At 72.3% G+C, this 22405-nt stretch carries 14 protein-coding genes; 2 read left to right on the forward strand and 12 right to left on the reverse strand.

The annotated features are described in order from the left end of the window. Position 1 precedes the first annotated feature (1 nt). From ACTWLT_RS27475 to ACTWLT_RS27510, 8 genes are all read right to left on the reverse strand, one after another. Positions 2 to 1441 carry a rhamnulokinase gene (locus ACTWLT_RS27475; protein ID WP_445320831.1) on the reverse strand — a complete coding sequence of 480 codons (1440 nt, stop codon included), beginning with the start codon at positions 1439 to 1441 and terminating at the stop codon, positions 2 to 4. A 30-nt stretch (positions 1442 to 1471) separates the two neighbouring features. After that, positions 1472 to 3505 (reverse strand): bifunctional aldolase/short-chain dehydrogenase, encoded by a 2034-nt coding sequence (locus ACTWLT_RS27480; protein WP_445320858.1) that lies wholly within the window; start codon positions 3503 to 3505, stop codon positions 1472 to 1474. Positions 3506 to 3542: 37 nt separating this feature from the next. Then, positions 3543 to 4724 (reverse strand): L-rhamnose isomerase, encoded by a 1182-nt coding sequence (gene rhaI / locus ACTWLT_RS27485; RefSeq protein WP_445320832.1) that lies wholly within the window; start codon positions 4722 to 4724, stop codon positions 3543 to 3545. Then, complete coding sequence (locus ACTWLT_RS27490; protein ID WP_445320833.1) at positions 4721 to 5122, reverse strand: L-rhamnose mutarotase; 402 nt, start codon at positions 5120 to 5122, stop codon at positions 4721 to 4723. Before ACTWLT_RS27490 ends, rhaI begins: the two co-directional genes overlap by 4 nt. Positions 5123 to 5187: 65 nt before the next feature. After that, positions 5188 to 6273, reverse strand: a complete 1086-nt coding sequence (rhaS, locus tag ACTWLT_RS27495; RefSeq protein ID WP_445320834.1) for a rhamnose ABC transporter substrate-binding protein — start codon at positions 6271 to 6273, stop codon at positions 5188 to 5190. Positions 6274 to 6310: 37 nt separating this feature from the next. Then, positions 6311 to 7366 carry an ABC transporter permease gene (locus ACTWLT_RS27500; protein ID WP_445320835.1) on the reverse strand — a complete coding sequence of 352 codons (1056 nt, stop codon included), beginning with the start codon at positions 7364 to 7366 and terminating at the stop codon, positions 6311 to 6313. Beyond that, on the reverse strand, positions 7356 to 8417 hold the full coding sequence (locus ACTWLT_RS27505) for an ABC transporter permease (protein WP_445320836.1): 1062 nt from the start codon (positions 8415 to 8417) through the stop codon (positions 7356 to 7358). Before ACTWLT_RS27505 ends, ACTWLT_RS27500 begins: the two co-directional genes overlap by 11 nt. After that, positions 8414 to 9937 carry a sugar ABC transporter ATP-binding protein gene (locus tag ACTWLT_RS27510; RefSeq protein WP_445320837.1) on the reverse strand — a complete coding sequence of 508 codons (1524 nt, stop codon included), beginning with the start codon at positions 9935 to 9937 and terminating at the stop codon, positions 8414 to 8416. Before ACTWLT_RS27510 ends, ACTWLT_RS27505 begins: the two co-directional genes overlap by 4 nt. Positions 9938 to 10244: 307 nt before the next feature. On the opposite strand from ACTWLT_RS27510, the gene ACTWLT_RS27515 reads away from it, so the two are divergent. Next, positions 10245 to 11282, forward strand: coding sequence for a LacI family DNA-binding transcriptional regulator (locus tag ACTWLT_RS27515; protein WP_445320838.1), 1038 nt, complete (start codon positions 10245 to 10247; stop codon positions 11280 to 11282). A gap of 69 nt (positions 11283 to 11351) precedes the next feature. On the opposite strand, the gene ACTWLT_RS27520 is transcribed toward ACTWLT_RS27515, so the two are convergent. Next, positions 11352 to 15998 (reverse strand): family 78 glycoside hydrolase catalytic domain, encoded by a 4647-nt coding sequence (locus ACTWLT_RS27520; RefSeq protein ID WP_445320839.1) that lies wholly within the window; start codon positions 15996 to 15998, stop codon positions 11352 to 11354. 58 nt (positions 15999 to 16056) lie between these two features. Then, positions 16057 to 17958 (reverse strand): family 78 glycoside hydrolase catalytic domain, encoded by a 1902-nt coding sequence (locus ACTWLT_RS27525; RefSeq protein ID WP_445320840.1) that lies wholly within the window; start codon positions 17956 to 17958, stop codon positions 16057 to 16059. Between the two features lie 256 nt (positions 17959 to 18214). Here ACTWLT_RS27525 and ACTWLT_RS27530 point away from each other — a divergent pair, with 256 nt between their 5' ends. Further along, a complete protein-coding gene (locus ACTWLT_RS27530; protein WP_445320841.1) occupies positions 18215 to 19309 on the forward strand; it encodes a glycoside hydrolase family protein in 1095 nt (364 codons plus the stop codon). 6 nt (positions 19310 to 19315) lie between these two features. Here the strand turns inward: ACTWLT_RS27530 and ACTWLT_RS27535 are convergent, their stop codons facing one another. Both ACTWLT_RS27535 and ACTWLT_RS27540 read right to left on the reverse strand, forming a co-directional pair. After that, positions 19316 to 20209 carry an NAD-dependent epimerase/dehydratase family protein gene (locus ACTWLT_RS27535; protein WP_445320842.1) on the reverse strand — a complete coding sequence of 298 codons (894 nt, stop codon included), beginning with the start codon at positions 20207 to 20209 and terminating at the stop codon, positions 19316 to 19318. A 99-nt stretch (positions 20210 to 20308) separates the two neighbouring features. Next, positions 20309 to 22318, reverse strand: a complete 2010-nt coding sequence (locus tag ACTWLT_RS27540) for a beta-propeller domain-containing protein (protein WP_445320843.1) — start codon at positions 22316 to 22318, stop codon at positions 20309 to 20311. Between the last annotated feature and the right edge of the window lie 87 nt (positions 22319 to 22405).

Genomic DNA, 22405 nt, shown 5'->3' on the forward strand with positions numbered 1-22405 from the left:
CTCAGTCCTCCCATCCGAGACGCCGGGCGGCCGCCCGCCACGTCGTCTCGGCGCCGCGTGGCTCGTAGCGCACGATCTGCTGGGTCTCGCGCAGCACGGTCCGCAGCGCCGACAGGTCGCCGCCGACCACGCCGAGGGAGCGGGCCTGCACGAGAACGTTACCCAACGCGGTGGCCTCGACCGGCCCCGCGAGCACCGGCAGCCCGCAGGCATCGGCGGTGAGCTGGCACAGGAGTTCGTTGCGGGCGCCGCCGCCGACGATGTGGACGGCGTCGACGTGCCGGCCGGCGAGCAGTTGCGCCTGACGGACCGCGCGCCGGTGCGCCAGCGCGAGGCTGTCGAGGATGCACCGGACCGTGGCCGCCGGGGTGGTCGGCACCGGCTCCCCCGCGCGGCGGCAGGCGTCGGCGATGCGTGCGGGCATGTCGCCGGGTGGCAGGAACGTGGGGTCGTCGGGGTCCACGACGGAGCGGAAGGCCGGTTGGACGGCCGCCTGCCGGAGCAGGGCGGGCAGGTCCGTGGTGCCCCAGGCGCGCAGCGACTCCTGCAGCGGCCACAGGCCCATCACGTTGCGCAGGTAGCGGATCGTGCCGTCGACGCCGGACTCGTTGGTGAAGTTGGCCCGCCGGCTCTGCTCGCTGAGCACCGGGGCGTCCAGCTCGACCCCGACCAGGGACCAGGTGCCGCAGGAGATGTAGGCGAAGTGCTCACTCACCGCCGGCACGCCCACCACGGCCGACGCGGTGTCGTGTGACCCCACCGCCACCACGTCGGGGTTTCCGGGCAGGCCCAGTGCGGGCAGGACCGGGCCGATCCGGGTGCCCGGCTCCCGCAGCGGCGGGAACAGCTCGGCGCGGATGCCCGCGTCGGCCATCAGGTCGGTCGCCCAGGCGCGGCGACGCAGGTCGTACAGCTGGGTGGTGGAGGCGTTGGTGACCTCGGCGCCGATCTCACCGGTGAGCCAGTACGCGATGAGGTCGGGGATCAGCAACAGCCGGTGCGCCATGTCCAGCTGTGGTGTGCCGGCCGCGGCGACGAGCTGGTAGAGGGTGTTGAACGGCAGGTGCTGCAGACCGGTCGTGGTGTAGAGCCGCTCCGGCCCCACCTGCTCCGCCACCCGGTCACCGACGCCGTCGGTACGCCCGTCGCGGTAGTGCACCGGATTGCCGAGCAGCGCGCCCGTCGCGTCCAGGAGTCCATAGTCGACCGCCCACGTGTCGACGCCGATGCTGGCGACCGGGCCGGCGGCGTGCAGGCCGTCGAGGACGCCCCGGTACAGCGCCAGGACGTCCCAGTGCAGCGTGCCCGCCACCCACACCGGTTCGTTGCGGAAGCGGTGCGCCTCCGCCAGCGCCAGCTCCCCGGGGGCGACGCGGGCGGCCATGACCCGGCCGCTGGACGCACCCAGGTCGACGGCGGCGAGGCGCACGGCGCCGCTCACCACATCGTCCTCATCTCCGGGGGACCGTGCTCAGCGCAGGAACGCCGCGGCGACGCCGGCGTCCACCGGGATGTGCATTCCCGTCGTGTGCGAGAGCTCACCGCCGGTGAGCACGAAGACCGCGTTGGCGACGTGCTCGGGCAGCACCTCGCGCTTGAGCAGCGTGCGCTGGGCGTAGAACTCACCGAGCTTCTCCTCCGGCACGCCGTAGACGGCGGCCCGCTGGGCTCCCCAGCCACCGGCGAAGATGCCGGAGCCGCGGACCACCCCGTCCGGGTTGACGCCGTTGACCCGGATGCCGTGGCCGCCGAGTTCGGCGGCGAGCAACCGGACCTGGTGCGCCTGATCCGCCTTGGCCGCACCGTAGGCCACGTTGTTCGGGCCGGCGAACAGGGAGTTCTTGCTGGAGATGTAGACGAGATCCCCGCCCATCCCCTGCGCCAGCATCACCCGCGCGGCCTCCCGGGAGACGAGGAAGGAGCCCTTGGCCATCACGTCGTGCTGGATGTCCCAGTCGGCCTCGGTCGTCTCCAGCAGCGACTTGGACAGCGACAGGCCGGCGTTGTTCACGACCAGGTCCACGCCACCGAAGGCGAGCACCGCCTCGCGCAGGGCGCTGGCCACGGCGTCCCCGTCACTGACGTCGGCGGCGACGGCGACCGCGACGTCCGTGGTGCCGATCTCGGCGGCGACGGCGGCGGCCGCCTCCGCGTCGCGGTCGGCGACCACGACGCACGCGCCCTCGGCGGCGAGCCGGTGGGCGATCGCCCGGCCGATGCCGGAGCCACCGCCGGTGACGAACGCGACCCGTGTGGCGAGGGCCTTCGGTTTCGGCATGCGCTGGAGTTTCGCCTCCTCCAGTGCCCAGTACTCGATCCGGAACTTCTCGGCCTCGTCGATCGGCGCGTACGTCGACACGGATTCCGCGCCACGCATGACGTTGATGGCGTTGACGTAGAACTCGCCGGCGACCCGGGCGGTCTGCTTGTTGGCCCCGAAGCTGAACATGCCCACGCCCGGCACCAGGACGACCGCCGGATCGGCACCTCGCATCGGAGGGCTGTCCGGGCCGGCGTGCCGCTCGTAGTAGGCGCGGTAGTCGTCGCGGTAGGAGGCGTGCAGCTCCGTGAGGCGGGCGGTCACGTCCTCGAGCGGGGCGGTGGGCGGCAGGTCGAGCACCATGGGCCGGACCTTGGTGCGCAGGAAGTGGTCCGGGCAGGAGGTGCCGAGGGCGGCGAGCGCGGGATGCTTCTCCCGCGCCACGAAGTCCAGCACCACGTCGCTGTCGGTGAAGTGACCCACCTGCGGTCGGTCGGTGGACGCGAGGCCACGCAGCACCGGGAACAGCGCGGCCGCCCGACGCCGCCGCTCGTCGGTCGGCAGCGGCTCGTAGCCGCTGATGACCGGGCCGAGCGGTTCGGCCGCGCCCCGCTGGTCGAGGTACGCCTGCGCGGACCGGATGATCTCCAGCGAGTTGCGTTCGCACTCGTCGCTGGTCGCGCCCCACGCGGTGATCCCGTGCCCACCGAGGATCACCCCGATCGCCTGCGGATTGGCCCGCGCCACCGCGGCGATGTCCAGGCCGAGTTGGAAGCCCGGCCGCCGCCACGGGACCCACGACACCCGGTCGCCGAAGATCTCCTTGGTCAGCTCCGGCCCGTCCACGGCCGCGGCGATGGCGATGCCGGCGTCGGGGTGCAGGTGGTCGACGTGCGCGGCGTCGACCAGCCCGTGCATCGCGGTGTCGATGGACGGCGCGGCGCCGCCCCGACCGTGCAGGCAGTAGTCGAACGCGGCGACCATCTCGTCCTCCCGGTCGATCCCGGGGTAGACCTCGACGAGCGAGCGGAGCCGGTCCAGCCGGAGCGCGGCCAGACCGGCCCGGGTGAGGGTGCCGAGGTCACCGCCGGAACCCTTGACCCAGAGCAGTTCGACGGGGCCGCCGGTGACCGGATCGGTGTCCACACCCTTGGCGGAGGTGTTGCCACCGGCGTAGTTCGTCGTCGTCGGGTCGGCACCCAGCCGGTTGCTGCGCGCGATCAGCGCCTGAACCTCGGATTGCATCGTCCTCACGTCCCCAGTCTGCGTTCTTCGGTGGTGGTCAGGCGCCCCAGCCGGCCTGCTGGCCGTCGGCGCGTTCGGCGCGGATCTTCTCGAAGTACCCGGAGCGGGCGTACGCCGCCATGGGGTCCGGATCGAGGCCCAGGTCGGTACGGAGTTCGGCGAGCAGCGGCCGGACGTCCGTGTTGTACGCGTCCATCAGCGCGGCGTTGGCGCCGAGCACGTCGCCGGCCTGCTGAGCGGCGGCGAGCGCCTCCCGGTCGACGAGCAGCGCCTTGGCCGTCGCCTCCTGCACGTTGAGCACCGAACGGATGATCGCCGGGATCTTCGGCTCGATGTTGTGGCACTGGTCGAGCATGAAGGCGATGCCGGCCTCGGGCGCCAGCGCGTCGCCGCGGACGATCTCGTGCATGATCCGGAACAGCTGGAACGGGTCCGCGGAACCGACCATCAGGTCGTCGTCGGCGTAGAAGCGGGAGTTGAAGTCGAAGGCGCCGAGCTTCCCGGCGCGCAGCAGGATCGCCACGATGAACTCGATGTTGGTGCCCGGCGCGTGGTGCCCGGTGTCGATGACCACCTGCGCCTTGGGGCCCAACTGGAGGCAGTGCGCGTACGCGGTGCCCCAGTCCGGCACGTCGGTGGCGTAGAAGGCCGGCTCGAACAGCTTGTACTCCAGCAGCAGCCGTTGACCCTCGCCGAGCCGGTCGTAGGTCTCGCGCAGCGCCGCCGCGAGCCGGTCCTGCCGGGCGCGGATGTCGTCCTGGCCCGGGTAGTTGGTGCCGTCGGAGAACCAGAGCTTCAGGTCGCGCGAGCCGGTGCGGTCCATGATGTCGACGCACTCGAGCAGGTGGTCGATCGCCTTGCGGCGTACCCCCGGATCCGGGTTGGTGACGCTGCCCAGCTTGTAGTCGTTGTCCTGGAAGACGTTGGCGTTGATCGCGCCCAGGCTGACGCCCTGGTCGGCCGCGTAGGCGGCCAGGTCGGCGTAGTCGTCGACGCGGTCCCACGGGATGTGCAGCGCCACCGTCGGCGCCACGCCGGTGAGCTGGTGCACGACCGCCGCGTCGGCGATCTTCTCGTACGGGTTGCGCGGCACACCCTCCTGCGGGAACACCTTGAACCGGGTCCCGGAGTTGGCGTATGCCCAGGACGGGGTTTCGATGCGCTGGGCGCGCAGGGCCTGCTTCACCCGTTCGAGGGTCCGCGCGTCGGGCTGCGTCATGGGGTTTCTCCCGTCTTCGCGGCGAGCCGCGTCTCAGGCTCGGTGGCGAGCCGCGTCGCACGTGCCGCGACGAGCTGCGCCTCAAGGTTGAAGACCTCGTCCAACGGCCGCATGGCGCGGTCGGGGGCGCCGTGGTCGAGGTCGACGAAGTAGGGCGCCATCTCCGCCTGCCACCGGGCGTTGACGTCGCTGGTCCGCATGGCGGCCTGGGCGGCCGCGAAGTCGTCGGTGACCAGGTAGCCCACCAGCAGCCCGTCCTCGCGGAGGAAGAGCGAGTAGTCGTGCCAGCCGCTCTCGGCCAGGGCGGTGAGCATCTCCGGCCAGACCCGCGAGTGGCGGGCGCGGTATTCGTCCAGGCGGTCGGGGTCGACCTGGAGGGTGAAGCAGACGCGGGGCATGGTTCTCCTGTCGGCTCCCCCGGTCGGTGCGGCGCGGCGTGCGCCGGCACCGACCGGGAGTGCGGTCAGAACTGGAACTGGTCGATGTTGTTCTTGTCGAAGACGGTGGGCGGGCCGAGGACGACCACCCCGTCCTTGCCGACGGTGAACTCGCCGAGCTTGCCGGCCTTGAACGTGTCGCCCTCGGCGCCGGTGATCTGACCGGAGGCCAGTGCGGCGCCGGCGTACGCCGCGAGGTAGCCGAGGTCGGCCGGGCTCCACAGGGCGAACGCGTCGACGGTGCCGTCCTTGACGTACTGGCGCATCTGGTTCGGGGTGCCCAGCCCGGTCAGCTTGACCTTGCCCTTGTACTGCGACCCGCTGAGGTAGCGGCCGGCCGCCGCGACGCCGACCGTGGTCGGGGAGATGATGCCCTTGAGGTTGGGGTACGACTGCAGCAGACCCTGGGTCTCCTGGAAGGACTTCTGGTCGTCGTCGTTGCCGTACGCCACCGTGACCAGCTTGATCTTGCTGTACTCGGGCTTCTTCAGCTCGTCCTTCATCAGCGCGATCCAGGCGTTCTGGTTGGTCGCGTTGGCGGTCGCGGACAGGATGGCGATCTCGCCTTCGCCGCCGATCTGCTCGCTGATGAGCTTGACCTGGTTCTCGGCGATGCCCTCGGCGGTCACCTGGTTGACGAAGATCTGCCGGCACTCCGGCTTGGTGTCGGAGTCGAAGGTGACGATCTTCGCGCCGGCCGCCTTGGCCTGGTTGAGTGCGCCGCAGATCGCGTTCGGGTCGTTGGCCGAGGTGACGATCACGTCCATGCCCTGCTGGGACAGGGTGTTGATGTAGCTGACCTGGGACGAGGCGCTGGCCTCGGAGGGGCCGACCTCCTTGAACTCACCCTTGATCTCGGTGACCGCGTCCTTGCCGCCGTTGTCCGAGACGGTGAAGTAGGGGTTGTTCAGCGCCTTCGGCAGGAAGGCGATCTTGAGCCCTTCCTTGATGGCGGCGTCGGGATTGGCGGCGCCGCTGGCCTGGTTGCCGGCGCCGGCGTCGTTGCCGGAGTTGTCCCGGGTGGTGCCGCCACAGGCCGTGGCGCTGAGCAGCAGTGCGGCGAGGGTGAGGCTGGTGGCCCCGACACGGAGGCCTCTGCGGTACGCGGACATCGTCATCCTTCCGGGGGTGGTTGGTGCGCGGGGGACGTCACGAAGCGGCGGGGTGCCGCTGTCGTCGACGGTGCAGCCGGGCGCGGACGTCCGCGACGGCGTTGGGCAGCACGACGGACGCGATGAGCAGGGTGCCGGTGACGATCGTCAGCGCGTTGGCGTCGACGTCGGCGAGTTGCAGCGCGTTGCGCAGGACGCCCAGGAGCAGGACGCCGGCCAGCACACCGAGCAGCGCACCCCGACCGCCGAAGATCGAGACACCGCCGAGCAGCACGGCGGTCACCACGGTCAGTTCCAGGCCGGTGGCGTTGTCGCCGCGCGCGCTGGCGTACCGCAGGGTCCAGAGGATGCCCACCAGCCCGCACACCGCGCCGGAGACCACGAAGAGCCAGAACTTCGTCCGGGCCACCGAGACGCCGGTGAACGTGGCGGCCTGGTCGTTGTTGCCGATGGCGTAGAGCGCCCGGCCGGCCGCGGTGGCGTGCAGCACGACCCCGAAGATCACCGCGAGCACCAGCAGCGGGACCACCACGACCGGGATCGACGTGCCGGGGATGGTGCGCACCACGGCGGCGGTCCAGTCGGCCGGGAAGTCCGCGACGGCCTGGTCGCCGAGCACGACGAAGGACAACCCACGGTAGAGGGCCAGCGTGCCGATGGTCACCGCCAGCGACGGCAGGCCGAAGCCGGTGACGAAGAGGCCGTTGACCGCGCCGAGCACGGCGCCGAGCAGCACCACGAGGACGCAGATCAGCTCCAGGGACAGTCCACTGGAGAGCCAGAGCTGCCCCATCAGGGTGCTGCACAGGCCGACCATGCTGGCCACCGAGAGGTCGATCTCGCCGGTGATCACGATCAGGGTCATCGGCAGCGCGATGAGCGCCAGCGGCACCAGGTCGAGCAGCAGGAACTGGGCGTTGCGGCCGGTGGCGAAGTTCTCCACGGTCAGGCTGGCGACGAGCACGGCCACCACGAGGGCGGCGACGATCGCCGCGTCCCAGGAGCCCAGCAGCCCGCGCAGGCTGGCGAGGCGGCCCGCGCCGGGCTCGGCCTCGGCGGTGGGCGGTGCGGCGTACAGGCTGTCATGCGCCATGTGCGCTTCTCCCTCGGAGCCGGGCCGCCACCCGCAGGGCCAGGAGCCGGTCCAGCCCGATGGCGGCGAGGATGAGTGCGCCGACCACGGCCTGCTGCCAGAACGGGTCGATGCGCAGGACGGCGAGCGAGCTGCCGATCGTGGTCAGCAGCACGGCGCCGAGCGCCGCGCCGTAGGCGCTGCCGCTGCCTCCGAAGATCGCCACCCCACCGACCACGGCAGCGGCGACGACCTGGAGTTCCAGGCCGGTGCCGGCGGCCGCGTCGAGGGTGCCGAACCGGGCCGCGTACAGCACCCCGGCCAGGCCGGCAAGCGCGCCGCTGGCGACGAACACGGCGAACACCCGCCGCCCCACGGGGATGCCGGACAGCCGGGCGGCGGCCGGTTCGGAGCCGATCGCGTACAGCTCGCGGCCACTGCGGTAGGAGCGCAGGTAGAAACCGACGACGGCGACGACGACCAGCGCGACGAGGAACAGCACGGGTACGCCGAGCACCGTCTGGTTGCCCAGCCGCAGGAACGACGGTGGCATGTCGGCCGCGTTGATCTGACTGCCGGACGCCCAGTAGTAGTCGATGCCGCGGAAGGCGTAGAGGGTGCCCAGCGTGATGACCAGGGCGGGCACCCGGGCCACCGCGATCAGGCCGCCGTTGACCGCGCCACACAGCGCACCCAGCGCGACGCCCACGACGAGCGCCACGGGCCAGGGCGTGCCGGGCGCGGAGAGGAACAGCGAGCCGGTGGCGAAGGCGACCAGACCCAGGATGGATCCGACGGAGAGGTCGACGTTGCGGGTGATGATGACCAGGGTCTGGCCGACCGCCAGGATCACCAGGATCGCGCAGCCCAGCAGCAGGTCCTTGACACTCTGGCCGCTGAGGAACCGGTCGTTGCGCACGGTGGTCACCAGGACCAGCAGGCCGAGCGCGATCAGCAGGCTCAGCTCGCGTACGGCCAGCAGCCGCTCGGTGAGGCCGCGGCGCTGCCGGCCGGGGTCGCTCGGGGCGTTCCCGGCTGCCCGTTCGGGCGCGCCGGCGTCGGTGAGGCTCATGCGGTCGCTCCTTGACCGGTGGCGGCGAACATGATGGAGGTCTCGTCCGCCTCGTCCCGGGGCAGCTCTCGGACCAGCCGTCCCTCGTGCATGACCAGGACCCGGTCGGCCATGCCGAGCACCTCGGGCAGCTCGCTGCTGATCATGAGGATGGCCAGGCCCTCACCGGCCAGCTCCGAGAGCAGCCGGTGCACCTCGGACTTGGTGCCGACGTCGATGCCACGGGTGGGTTCGTCGATGATCAGGACCCGTGGTTCGGTGGCGAGCCACTTGGCGAGCACGACCTTCTGCTGGTTGCCCCCGGAGAGGGTCGCCACGGGCGCGCCGAGCCGGGAGGTCTTCACCTGCAGCCGCCGCGTCCAGTGGCGGGCCTCGGCACGCTCGGCGCCGCCCAGCAGGAGGCCCAGCCGGCTCAGTGCCCGGCGGCGGGCGAGGGTGGCGTTGCGCTCCACAGACAGCTCCATGACCAGGCCCTGCTGCCGTCGGTCCTCGGGGACCAGCGCCATGCCGGCGGCGATCGCCCGGCCCGGGTTTCCCGCCGGGACGGCTCGGCCGGCCACCAGCACCTCGCCAGCGTCGTAGCGGTCGACGCCGAAGACGGCACGGGCGACCTCGCTGCGGCCGGCGCCGACCAGGCCGGCGAGCGCCACGATCTCCCCGCCCCGGACGGAGAACGTCACGTCGGCGAAGACGCCGGCCCGGGTCAGCCCACGGACCTCCAGCAGCGTGTCCCGCAGCTCGGCGTCCTGCTTCGGATAGAGGGAGGCGACGTCCCGGCCGACCATGCGTCGCACCACCTCGTCGACCGTGAGGTCGGTGGCGTGGTCGCTGGAGACCCAGGCGCCGTCGCGCAGCACGGTGACGCGGTGACACAGGTCGAACACCTCGTTGAACCGGTGCGAGATGAACAGCACGGCAGCCCCGTGCTCGCAGAGCGACCGGGCGACCGCGAAGAGCCGCTCGACCTCCACACCGGAGAGCGCGGCGGTGGGCTCGTCCATGACCAGGACGCGGGCGTCGAACGAGATCGCCTTGGCGATCTCGACGAGCTGCTGGTCGGCGATGGAGAGCCCACGGGCGGGACGGGTCGGGTCGATCCGGACGCCCAGCCGCTGAAACAGCCGCTCGGCGTCGCGGCTCATCGCGGTGGTGTCGATGCGGCGCAGACCACGAAGCGGTTGCCGGCCCATGAAGATGTTCTCCGCCACGGACAGGTCCGGGAAGAGCGTCGGCTCCTGGTAGATGACCGCGATGCCGGCGGCCCGGGCGTCGGCGGGGCCGCGCAGCCGCAGCGGCTGCCCGTCCAGGGTCATGGCGCCCGCGTCCGGTGCGTGGGCGCCGGCCAGGATCTTGACGAGGGTGGACTTGCCCGCCCCGTTCTCGCCGACCAGGGCGTGGGCCTCACCGGAGTGCAGGGCCAGGTGCACCCCGCGCAGCGCGGCGACGGCCCCGAAGGACTTCGTCACGCCGTCGAGGACCAGCAGCGGAGCACCGTCCGTGCCTGGTGCGTCGGCGGTCATCCGATCCCCTCCTGAATCGTTTCATGAGTCGTGCATGGACCGTAGGGGCCGTCCTTCGAGAGCGTCAAGAGTTTCGCCGTGATTTCTTCCCCGTTGCCGACGCGACCCCCGACGACCCACGGGTCGGTGACGCCACGCGCGGTGCCGCAGGTCGGCTAGATGAAACGTTTTAGCCGCTATACACTGCCGGGGCGACCCGGTCGAGCCGTCCCACGCGACGCGTTCGGGACTTCCCGGGGATCGCCGCGACCGCGACGCCCACGCCGGGCGCGGGGCCGCGACCACCGTACGGAGCGTCGAGGGAGCCATGGCAACGGCGAACATCAAGGAGGTCGCCCGGCACGCCGGCGTCTCCCTCGGCACCGTGAGCAACGTGCTCAACCGGCCCGACATGGTCGCCCCCGCCACCCGCCAACGGGTGCTGGACGCCATCACCACCCTCGGCTACGTCCGCAACGACTCCGCGCGCCAACTGCGTGCCGGGCACAGCCGCACCGTCGCCATCGTGGTCCTGGACGTGGCCAACCCGTTCTTCACCGACGTCGTCCGCGGCGCCGAGCAGGTGATCGAGGAAGCCGGCGCCATGCTGGTCGTCTGCAACAGCGGTGAGGACAGCGCCCGCGAGCGCCGCCACCTGGAGCTGCTGGAGGAGCAGCGGGTCCGGGGCGTGCTCATCACCCCCGTCGACCACGGCCCGCAACCCAACCTGGACAAGCTCATCGACCGGGGCATCCCGGTGGTGCTGGTGGACCGGGGCACCGGCCGGGTGAACCGCTGCTCGGTGGCGGTCGACGACGTCCTCGGCGGCCGGCTCGCCATGGACCACCTGCTGGACCAGGGCCACCACCGCATCGCCTACCTCGGCGGCCCACTGTCCATCGCCCAGGTCGCCGACCGGCACGCCGGCGCCGCCGCGGCGCTGGAGGAGCGGGGCGGCGACGCCGAGCTGCGCGTGGCGGTGACCACCAGCCTGACCGTCGCCGCCGGCCGGCGCGCCGCCGAGGAGCTGCTGACGCTGCCGGCCCGGCAGCGCCCCACCGCCGTATTCTGCGCCAACGACCTGATCGCCCTCGGCGTACTGCAGGAGCTGACCGCGCGCGGCCTGCGGGTGCCGGCCGACGTGGCCATCGTCGGCTACGACGACATCGAGTTCGCCGACGCGGCGGCGGTGCCGCTGTCGTCGGTGCGTCAGCCCCGCGACCAGCTCGGCCGCACCGCGGCGCAGATGCTGCTGGAGGAGGCCGAGTCCGGCGACACGCACCGGCACCGGCACCGGCACGTGGTGTTCCAACCGGAGCTGGTCGTCCGTCGCTCCAGCGACCAACCCCGGCGCACCCGCCGCTGACGGCGGCCGCCCCACGCGACCGGGGAGCCGGGCGGATGCCCGCCCGGCTCCCCGTCACCGCGCCCCCGGTCAGCTCGCCGGTACGGCCGTGGCCCAGACGTCGGCGATCGACGGGTCGTAGCCGTCCCCGGTGTCCTGGAACCGCACCCGCACGAGCCCGTCGCGGGTGGCGTCCGGCAGGTCGACGGCGAACTGGTAGCTGACCGTGCCGGCCCCGCCCGCCGTGCGCCGCCACGACCGGGTGTGCGCCACCACCCCGTCCACGACCACCTCGTAGTCCTTCAGCTGCGGCCCGTCGTACGTCTCGATCGCCCGCAGGACGAAGGGCATGCCGGGCTCGACGGCGAGGTCGAACTCGAACCAGCCGCCGGGGCGGGTCGTGTCCGTGTACCGCCGGGTCAGCCCGGCCTCGGTGCTGGTGGCCGAGTAGGTCGAGGCGGCGAGGCGGTGCGCCTGCTCGGACGCCGCGGCGCCGAGGTCGACGTGGTCGTACGCACCCGGTGGCGGGTCGTCGAACCGGACGGGGACGGTGAGGGTGTGCCGTTCGGCCGCCGTGCCGCCGGTGGCGACCGTGACCTCAACCGTCCCCTGCGTGCCCGACACCGGCGCGGTGAGGACGGTCGACACGGTGGTCTCCGCGCCGGGGGCGAGGTCGTACCCGGCGGTCACCGGCGCCACCCGCCAGCCGTCCGGCGCGGTGACGGTGAGCTGCCCCGCCACCCGCACGCCGGCCCGGTTGCGCAGCACCGTACCGACGGTCGTGGCCGCGCCGGGCGTGACCTCGGCCGGGGTCGGCGCCGCCGACACGATCTGCACCGCGGGCGCGACGACGACGGTTCCCGCGACGGGCAGCGTGGCGCTGCCGCCCCGGTGGCGGTAGCTGGCGGTGCCCTCGACGGCCCCGGTCACCGGTGCCTGACCAGCGGGAATCCGCAGGTCGTAGCGGTGGCTGACGGTGCCGCCCGGTGCGACCGTGGTGGCCGGTCCGCCGACCGGTGTCACCGTCCAACCGTCGGGTGCTCGCAGCTCGGAGGTCACACCGGTCAGCGGGTCCGGCCCCCCGTTGGCCACCACGACGGTGGCGCGTACGACGTCGCCGGGCAGCCGCTCCCCCACCGGCAGGTCGAGCTTGACCACGGCGCCGACCAGGGTCGACGACGCCGCGGAGAGCCGTTGGTCGACACGGGTGAGCAGCGCGGTGAACCGGTCGGCATGGGCCTGGTCGAGGCGACCCACGGCGACCTGGGTCCGCAGCCACCGGGCCGTGTCGGCGGCGGTGGCCAGTGCCCGGTGGACGTCCCCGGCGGCCGAACGGGAGTTGCCCGCCAGGTACGCCGTCCGCGCCGCCGTCGTCTCGGTGGAGAGTCGGCCGAACCGGCCCCGCAGGTACTCGGCCACCGGTCGACCGATCTCGCCGGCGAGCTGGTCGGTGAGCGTCACCAGCTCCCGTGCCGCGTCGCCGGCGTCGCCCAGGTCGCCGAGCACACGGTCGATGGCGAACGAGTAGGTGCCGGACCCGATCTCGTAGACGGCGACCGCGCCGTCCATGCGGACGAACCGCACACCGTCGGCCTGCTCCGCCGGCCGGCCGCCCTCCGTGACGGCGTTCCGCCCGGGTGCCGGCAGACGCACGGTCGCCGAGGTGTTCGCCGGCAGGGTGAGACGCAGCCGCATGTCGCCGCGGGCGTCGAGCGTCCAGTCGCTGCCGATCGGCCCGTACGCCGAGCGGTACGACGCCTTCGCCGAGGTGAGGTCGCCACCGGGCTGGGGGGCGAAGGTGAGGTGCGCGTACCCGGGGTTGCCGGCGTCGGGTTGGATGCCGGCCACGGTGCGGTACATCCAGTCGCCCACCGCGCCGTAGGCGTAGTGGTTGAAGGAGTTCATCGACACGTCGCCGAAGCTGCCGTCCGGCATGATCGAGTTCCAGCGCTCCCAGATCGTGGTCGCGCCCTTGGCGATCTCGTAACCCCACGACGGGTAGGTGTCGTTGAGCAGCAGCCGGTAGGCGACGTCCAGGTGCCCGGTGTCACTGAGCGCCGGCAGCAGGTCCGGGGTGCCGAGGAAGCCGGTGGACAGGTGCCAGTCGTGTCGTTGCACGTTGGCGACCAGCCGGTCGGCCGCCCTGGACCGCAGCGGGTCGGGCAGCAGGCCCATGCCGATGGCCAGCACGTACCCGGTCTGGCTGTCGCCCTGCACCGTGCCGTCGGCCGAGACGTAGGCGTCGACGAACGCCTGCGCGATGTCCTTCGACAACGCCGCGTAGCGGGCCGCGTCGGCGTCCCTGCCGATGGCGGCGGCCATCTGGCCCAGCAGCCGGATGCTGTGGGCGTAGTAGGCGGTGCCGACGACACCGGCGGGCGTCGGGTCGTCGAGGTTGAGCCAGTCCAGGTACGGGCCGGCGTTCGTCCGCAGGTGGCCCGAGCTGGTGCTCTCCAGCCAGGACGCGTACCGCGCCATCGACGTGTAGTGCTCCTCCACCACGCGGGTGTCGCCGTAGCGCTGCCAGAGCGCGTACGGCACGGTGATGCCGGCGTCGGCCCATCCGGTCGCGCCGTCGCCGCAGCAGGCGCGGGGCGCCACATCGGGGTACGCGCCGTTGGTCGACTGCGCGTCGCGCAGGTCCTGCAACCACTTGGTCAGGAACGTCAGGCTGTCCATGTTGAACGTCGCGGTGTTGGCGAAGACGTTGATGTCCCCGGTCCAGCCGAGCCGCTCGTCCCGGGCCGGTGTGTCGGTCGGGATGGACAGGAAGTTGCCGCGCTGCCCCCAGGTGATGTTGCTGTGCAGCTTGTTCACCATCGCGTTGGACGTCTCGAACTCGCTGGTGAGCTCACCGTCGGTGTGCATGACCAGGCCGGTCACCGACGACAGGTCGGGGGTGCCCGGGTAGCCGGTCAGCTCGACGTAGCGGAAGCCGTGGAAGGTGAACGTCGGTTCGTACACCTCGGCCCCGCCGCCCCGCAGGGTGTAGTGGTCGGTGGCCCGGGCCGTGCGCAGGTTCGCGGTGTACGCGGTGCCGTCGGGGTTGAGCACCTCGGCGTGCCGGATGCGGACCGTGGCGCCGGCCTGGCCTGCGACCTTCAGCCGCACCTTGCCCACCATGTTCTGGCCGAGGTCGAAGATCCAGGTGCCGGGGGTGGGTTGGGTCAGTGCCTTCGCCGGCAGCTCCTGGGTGACCCGCACCGGCGGGTCGACCTGGGCGACGATCCGGTCGGTGGCGTCGACGTCGTCGACGGTGGCGGGCGACCAGCCGGAGTCGTCGAAACCGGGTCGGTCCCAGCCGGCCGGCAGCCGCCGCGCGTCGTAGGTCTCGCCGTGGATCAGGTCGCTCTGCAGGAACGGTCCGGCCGTGGCGCGCCACGAGCCGTCGGTGCCGATCGTCTCGCTGCGCCCGTCGGTGTAGTCGATCAGCAGTTGCGCGCTGAGGTGCGGCCGGGAGCCGTAGAAGTCGCTGCCGAACCAGGCGATGCTGCCGGCGTACCAGCCGTCCCCGAGCAGCGCGCCGAGGGCGTTGTCGCCCGAGCGGAGCTGGTCGGTCACGTCGTACGTCTGGTACTGCACCCGCTTGGCGTAGTCGGTCCAGCCGGGTGCCAACTCGTGGTCGCCGACCCGCTGACCGTTGAGCGACAGCTCGTAGACGCCGAGAGCGGTGGCGTAGATGCGGGCCCGGGCGACCGTGCCGTCGACCCGGAAGCCCCGGCGCAGCAGCGGGTTCGCGTCCAGCGCGGCGAGCATGGCCTCGGTGTCGCCGGCCACCCGCAGGCCGTCGGCGGTGGCCGTGCCCGCGCCGAACGGGTTCGCGCCGTCGGTGAGCGGTGCCGCGAAGAGGGTCCTGTCGCCGCTGGTCACCGAGAAGTCGGAGAAGACGCCGCTCTCCACCCCGTTGGTGCGCAGGCCGACCGAGCCGGCCCGGTGCGCGGTGTTCCGGGTGACGTCGACCTGGGTGCCGTCGACCCAGGTGGTGATGGTGTCACCGGCCGCGGTGATGCGCAGCGTGTGCGGCGCGGTCAGCTTGTCGGCCGGTACGACCCCACCGAGCGGCACCTCCTTGAGCAGGGTCCAGGCGCCGTTGACCCGTACGTGCGGGCGCAGTTTCGCACTGCCACCGGTGCTGGAGAACTGCCACATGTACGCGTTCGCCGGGCCGCGGGCGCGCAGGTAGATGCCGGCCGCGTCGCGTTCCAGCCGTACCGTCGTCTGCACCGTGTAGTCCGTCCAGGACTCGGTGGGCGACGGCATGCCGACCCAGTCGGCCTGCCAGCCGTCGGCGCCCCGTACGCCGGTCTCCCACGACGCGGGCGCACTCCACCCGGAGGTGCGGCCGGCGGTGTCCCAGACCCGGACCTGCCAGGCGTACCGGGTCCGTGGTCGCAGTTGCGGGCCGGCGTACGGGACGAGGGTGCTCTCCCGCGACCGCACGCGACCGCTGTCCCAGACGTCGGCGTCGTCGAGCCGGGTCGGGCTCGTGGCGACCCGCACCTGGTACGACTCCTGGAGCACGCCCCGGGCGGTGGCCTCGACGCGCCACCCGAGGCGGGGCTTCGCCACGTCCAGCCCGATCGGTTCGGTGGCCCGTTCGGTGGTCAGGCCGGTCACCGTCAGCGCCGGGGCCGCCGGCGCGGCGGCGGCCGGGCCCGGCACCACCATCGGCGTCAGGCCGAGCAGTAGCACGAGAAGCGCGGAGGGTGCGGCGCGGCGCCGCGTCAAGCGCATCATTCCTGGTCCTCATCCTTCCGGTGGTGGCGGTGGGCCGTGGACGGCCTCGTACGGGAGGTCAGCGCGGCTGGGCCGCCGGACCGGCGACCGGGTGGAAGCTGGACCGGCCGGAGCCCACCTCGAAGACGGCGCGGCCGTCCTCGACGCCCACGAAGGTGGCCCTGCTCGGACCGGCGGCCCGGTAGGACTTTCCGGGGAGGACGGGCAGCGCGACCCGGGCGGTGACGTTGACCGGCACGTCGAGGTCGACGCGCAGGCCGGCGCCGGTACGTCGCCAGTCGAGGCGGACCGGCCCGCGCTGGGTCGGCACCGTGCCACTGGCCCGGTCGAGCCCGACGGCGGGCGGAACGACGTCGACCACGGCGGCACCGGGGCTGGCGGTGCGGACGCCCAGCAGGGTCTCCTGCACGTCGACGACCGCCTGCGCTCCCCAGCCGTGCGACTGACTGAAGTTGCTGCCGGGGTCGAGGGTCCATGCCTCCCAGGTGAAGGTGCCGCCCTGGGCGAGGATGTTCGCCCAGCCCAGGTCGTCCGGGTTGGTCAGCAGCCGCAGCACCGCGTCGGGCCGGTCGGCGTCGGCGAGCGCGTGCAGCAGCCAGTGGGCGGTCATCGGCCCCTGCCTCATGCCCATCGACGCGACGTGGTCGGCCAGCGCCGGCAGGTCGGCCCGTGGTGCCACCCCGTGGGCGACGGCGTACGAGGTGGCGTGCTGCCCGGCGTGGCCGCTGCGCTCGCCGGTGGCCGACAGTCCGTCGACATAGCTGCCGTCGGCGGCGCGCAGCGCCGTGTTGATCGCGTCGGTGAGGTCGGCGGCCCGCCCGTCGTACGCGGTCACCTCGTCGGCGGGCCGGCCCAGCGCCTCGGCCATCCGTGCGGTGGTTCGCAGCACGTCGACGCCCTGGGCGTTGATGGTGGTCCGGGCGGCGGTGGTCATGTCGTAGCCGAAGCGGCCGGGCTCGGGCCAGTCGACGATGCCGTAGCGGTAGGCGCCGCTCCCGCCGGACAGGTCGGTGACCAGGCCGGCGGTGGGGCCGGTGGCCGGGATGTGGCGCAGCACGTACTCGGCGGTGTCGCGGATGGCCGGGTACGCCTCGGCCAGCAACTCCCGGTCGCCGGTCTCGGTCCAGTACCGCCACACCCAGTCGACGAACATCAGCGAGTAGTCGGGGATGTCCCGCTTGCCGTCACCGTTGGGGTAGACGGCGTTGTAGCGGCCACGGTCGGCCTCGGCGGTCCAGTAGCGGGCGGCCGAGCGGAGGAACTCACGAATGGCCTGCTGGGTGGCGTCGCGTTCGCCGAAGGCGGCCATCGTGGCGTACGAGATGTTCGCGGCGTCGCCGAGGAACTGGCCCTTCTCCCGGGTGGGAGTGTCGACGAACGCCTCCTGCACGGAGTAGATCGCGGACCGCTTCATCATCGTCCACACCGCGTCGAGCGTCGCGTCGGAGCTGCTGAAGCTCGCCTGGCGGCCGGCCGGTACGTCGGTGTGCACCACGACGGCGGAGACGTCGCGCGCCGAGATCGTCTCGCCGGCGCCGGGGATCTCCAGGTAGCGGAAACCGAGATGGGTGAAGGCCCGGTACTCCTGTGCCCCGTCCTTCTGCAGGTACGGGAAGGCCATGGTGGTGCCCTGCGTCTCCAGGGTGGACGTGGCGACCCGGCCGGTGTCGGTGAGGGTGTAGCCGGCCCGCAGGTCGACCGTGCGCCCGGCCACCCCGGCGTCGAACCGGACGACCGGACGGGCGGGGATGACCACGCCGAAGTCCGCGACGACCGTGCCGTCGGCGGCGGTACGCATCGCGACCGGGGCGACCCTGGTCTCGACCAGCCGGGTCTCCTGCCCGATCAGGTGCGGGGACGTCAGCGCGACCGGTGCACCCGGGGCGTGCCCCCGCGATGCCAGTGCCGGTGGGGCTCCGGTGAGGACGACCGCGGCGACCGTCGCCGCCGCCAGGAGCACTGCTGTCCGACGCCGCCGGGCTGCCGACCGGATTCCGGGAGTATGACGAGTCACGCGGGCCTCCGCTCAATGAATCGTTTCAGGCAGGCTACGCGCTCGTTGTGGTCAAGTGAAGACGTTCACTGCGTCCGGTTCCGACCGCACCGGAAACTGTTATCCCGCCACCGCCGGCCAGTCTCCTGAGGGGAGGCACCAACGGGTCGCCTCACCACCGCCCCCATCAGGCAGCGATGGACCACGCGAAGGAGTCGAGACGATGCACGCAACCGGCCGGGGTGGACCCGACACCGCAAAGGCGACCCGGGGTGCCCACGCGGAACGTCGGCGCGGGCTGCGCGGGCGCCTCCCGCTCGGCGCGAGGCGGGTGCTGTGGCCGGTCACCGTGGCCGCCGTGGCCGCCGTACTGGTGACCGGGGTGATCGTCGTGGTCCAACCGACCGGCCCGGCAGCCGCCCCGGCCGCGACGCAGGCCGCCGAGACACCGGCATTCATCACCCCGTCGTCCAGCCCATCCACCGCCACGGCATCCGCCACCACCACGCCGACGGCGACCCCGACCGCCGCGAAGCCGAAGCCGACGAGCGCGCGCCCGGCCGCCCCGGCGGCCCCCACGGCCACCTCGAAGAAGAAGGGCGTCGGTGTCTGGACCTTCGACGGCGTCAGCCAGGCACTGGCCACCTCGACGGCCAGTTGGTACTACACCTGGAACGTGGGCCACCAGGGCGTCACCACCCCGAAGGGCGGCGAGTTCGTCCCGATGATCTGGGGGGCGAAGAGCGTCACCGCCAGCAACCTGCGAGCGGCCAGGCAGAACGGCCGCCACCTGCTCGGGTTCAACGAGCCGGACATGGGCGGTCAGGCGAACATGAGCGTGGAACAGGCGCTGGAGCTGTGGCCGCAACTGGAGGCGACCGGCCTCCCGCTGGGCAGCCCGGCCGTGGCGTGGGGCGGCGACCGGCCCGGCGAGTGGTTGGACCGTTTCATGACCGGCGCGAAGGAGCGCGGCTACCGCGTCGACTTCATCGCCCTGCACTGGTACGGCGGCGACTTCACCACCACCAGCGCGGTCAACCAGCTCAGGTCCTACCTCCAGGCGGTCCACGACCGCTACAGGCTGCCGATCTGGCTCACCGAGTTCGCCCTCATCGACTTCTCCAACGGCGTCCGCTTCCCCAGCCAGGCGCAGCAGGCCGCGTTCCTCACCGCCGCGACCCGCATGTTGAGCGGGCTGACCTGGCTGCACCGCTACGCCTGGTTCGGCCTGCCCGCCACGGACAAGGACCAGACGGGGCTCTTCCGCACCGGCAGCGAAGCCACCGCCGTGGGCCGCGCCTACCAGGCCGCACGCTGACCTGGACTACGTCAGGTTCACGTGGTCCCGCCACGAGTGCCGCGGCTCGTAGCCCAGCACCCGCCGCGCCTTGTCGATGCTGAGCAGGGTCTCGTGCTCGCCGAGCTCCCGGCGGACCTCGACACCCGGGTAGACCTCGGCCATCAGGCTGGCACTGGACCGGCTCATCACGGTGTCGGCGTTGGCGATGATGAAGACGTCGGCACCGGGCTGGTCATGGGCCAGTGCCCGCTCGACCGCCTGGGCCCCGTCGCGGGCGTCGATGTAGCCCCACAGGTTCCACCGACGCAGCGCCGGGTCCGCGTCGAACGAGGGGAAGGGCGCGTAGTCCTCCACGTCCATCACGTTGGAGAACCGCAGGCCCACCATGACCAGCTCCGGGTCCCAGCGGCAGAAGTGCCGCGCCATCTCCTCCTCGAGCGCCTTGTTCAACGAGTACGTCGACTCCGGGCGCGCTGCGTACTCCTCGTCGACCGGCGCGTACGGCGGTGGGGTGTCGAACGGCAGACCGAGCACCGTCTCACTCGACGCCCACACCACCCGCTTGATCCCGGCCGCCCGGGCCGCGGCGAACACGTTGTACGTCGCCGCCGAGTTGTTCGCGAAGGTGGTCGCGTTGGACTGCAACCCCGGGGCCGGGACCGCCGCGAGGTGCACGATCGCTTCGATCCCGCCCGGGTGCTCGTCGGCGCCGCCGGTGAACGCCTCCACCACCTGCCCGTAGTCGGTCAGGTCAACGAGGAGGAACTCGCCGTTGACGTCGCGGGGATCGCGCCCGCCGGCGCGGTCGACGGCCAAGACGTCGACTCCCACGGCGCGCAGGTGCGCGACCACGGCGCCACCGAGTTTGCCGGTGGCACCGGTGACGACGACGCGCTTGGGCAGTGCGGGTTGGGTCATGCTGACATCTTCTCCGGCGAGGCGCGACGCCCCGCACGCGGGTGCAGCCCGATCAGTTCCGGCGACCGCAAGCCATCGGACAGCCGGTCACCGTGCCGTTCACGCCGTACGCAGCCAGCCGAGGGTCTTCATCGTCGAGAGGCTGGTCGCCTTGAGGCCAGCGTCGGAAACGGTCCAGAGCACTCCGTCGACCACCAGTGACCGGCGGATCGGCGTCAGGTCCTCGGGACGCCCCGTGCCCAACGTGTGGTCGACCGTGCCGACCTGGGTGAACCCGCCGTCGCCGACCCGCAGAGCCAGCGCCCCGTTGCTCGGCAGGCCCGGGCTGCGCCGGCCGTCCACCGCACCGGGTTCACTCACGGCGCCTGCGCCGTGGACGGTCAGTGGGACCACGACCAGGCGTTCGGCCGGCCAGTAGAGGAACGCGTGCGGGTCGAACTCCGCCTCGGAGTGCCCCTGTTTGACGTGATACTGGGCGACGCGGGTCGGCTTGGTCGGATCGGAGACGTCGAAGAGCGAGAGCTGTGTGCCCTGGACACGGCCCTGGCCGGACGCCTCCTGCCCGACGCCGAGCAGCCGTCCTTCGCCGGCCGGGTGCAGGTACGCCGAATACCCGTTGATCTTCAGGTCGCCGGTCACCTTCGGCGCCCTCGGATCACGCAGGTCGACGGTGTAGAGCGGGTCGGTCTGCCGGAAGGTGACGACGTACCCGGTGCCGCCGACGAACCGTACCGCGTATATCCGTTCCCCCTTGCCCAGTCCGGTGACCCTGCCGACCTGGGTCAGCGCCGTGCCGTCGGCGCGCAGGACGTACACGCTGGACGTCGAGTTCGGCCTGTCGCCCCAGGTACGGCCACTGGTGGTGGCCACTCTCAGGTGACCGTCCCACTCCGACATGGCGTACTGGTTGACGAGCCAGCCCGGGACGGACGCGGCGGCGACGTACCGCGGGGCACCCGCGCCCGAGACGTCGAACTGATAGATCTCAGTGGTCTCGTCCCTGGGATCGGGTGGGATGTTCCGCGCGGTCAGCATCGGCAGCACCCGCCAGCGCTGGTCGTTGGCGACGTACAGCCGGGGTCCGTTGCTGTATACGGTGTCGCCGTCGGCGATCACGGTGACCGGGTCGCCAGCGCCGAGCGTGGCCGCACCGAGGTCGAAGCTGAGCACGGTCACCAGCGACGTGCCGGAGTAGGCGGCCGGCCGGCTCACCCGTTCGCAGCCGACCCGTCCCGCGCTGGTTCGCCCGCCGGAGGTGACCTCGTAGCGGGGCAGCCAGTCGTCCGCGGTGGCGTTGTCGATGATCTCGCGGTTGGCGGTGGTGCGCTGCTCATCGGTGGCCCGTTCCCGGTACGGGAAGTCCAACCGGGGCGCGGAGCGGACCACGACCCGGACCGTCGTGCCGACCTGGCGGGCGTCCACCAGAGTGCCGTCGATCCGGTATTCGCCGATGATCTTCGGCTCGCCGGACAGGTCGACCATGATCAGCTGGGGGCCGACGATACCGTCCGGCGTCGGGGCGTCCGTGACGCGCCCGCCTCCCTCGGGGACGGCGGGTTTCGCCATCCCGGCCCACCCGTCGCGGCGCAGCACCAGCGCCCGGTCACCCTGCAACAGCAGGGCGTCCTCGCCCCCGCCGAACCCATCGGCATCCGGTGCCAGGTCCAGCTCTCCGGTGAGTCGGCGGGTGGCCGGGTCGACCACGTACAGCTTGCCGTGCCGCACGGTGACGATCCGCTTGCCGTCGGTCTTGACCAGGTCCGGTTCGTCGGCCCCGGCCTCGTGCGTGTTGGTGCCCGAGTAGCCGGGGGCGGCAGCTTTGGAGGCCGCATCCGCCTGCCCCGCCGCGGCGGGCGCCGCAGCCTGTTCGGCGCGGCCGAAGGTACGGATGTCCCCGTTCGGCCCGAACCCCCAGGGCCCGACGTACGCCCTGGCAGCCGTCTTCAGCTGCCGTAGCGCCTCCGGGCAGGAGTCGAACGCGACGAGCCGGAATCCGCCGCCCGGCACTCCCCGGTCACGTGCCGGCACGGGGGCCGGCTCGGTCGTACAGCCGGTGACCAGCGCCAAGCCGGCGACCAGGGCCAGCCCCATGACGCGAGCTGGAGTCATGACTCGCGGGACGCCGGTCGCGGCCGTTGGATGGGACACGTGGGCGCTGCTACCCGTCATGCCCCCTACGACGTGGCTGCCCCGGGC

The sequence above is a fragment of the Micromonospora yongxingensis genome (assembly GCF_052601155.1).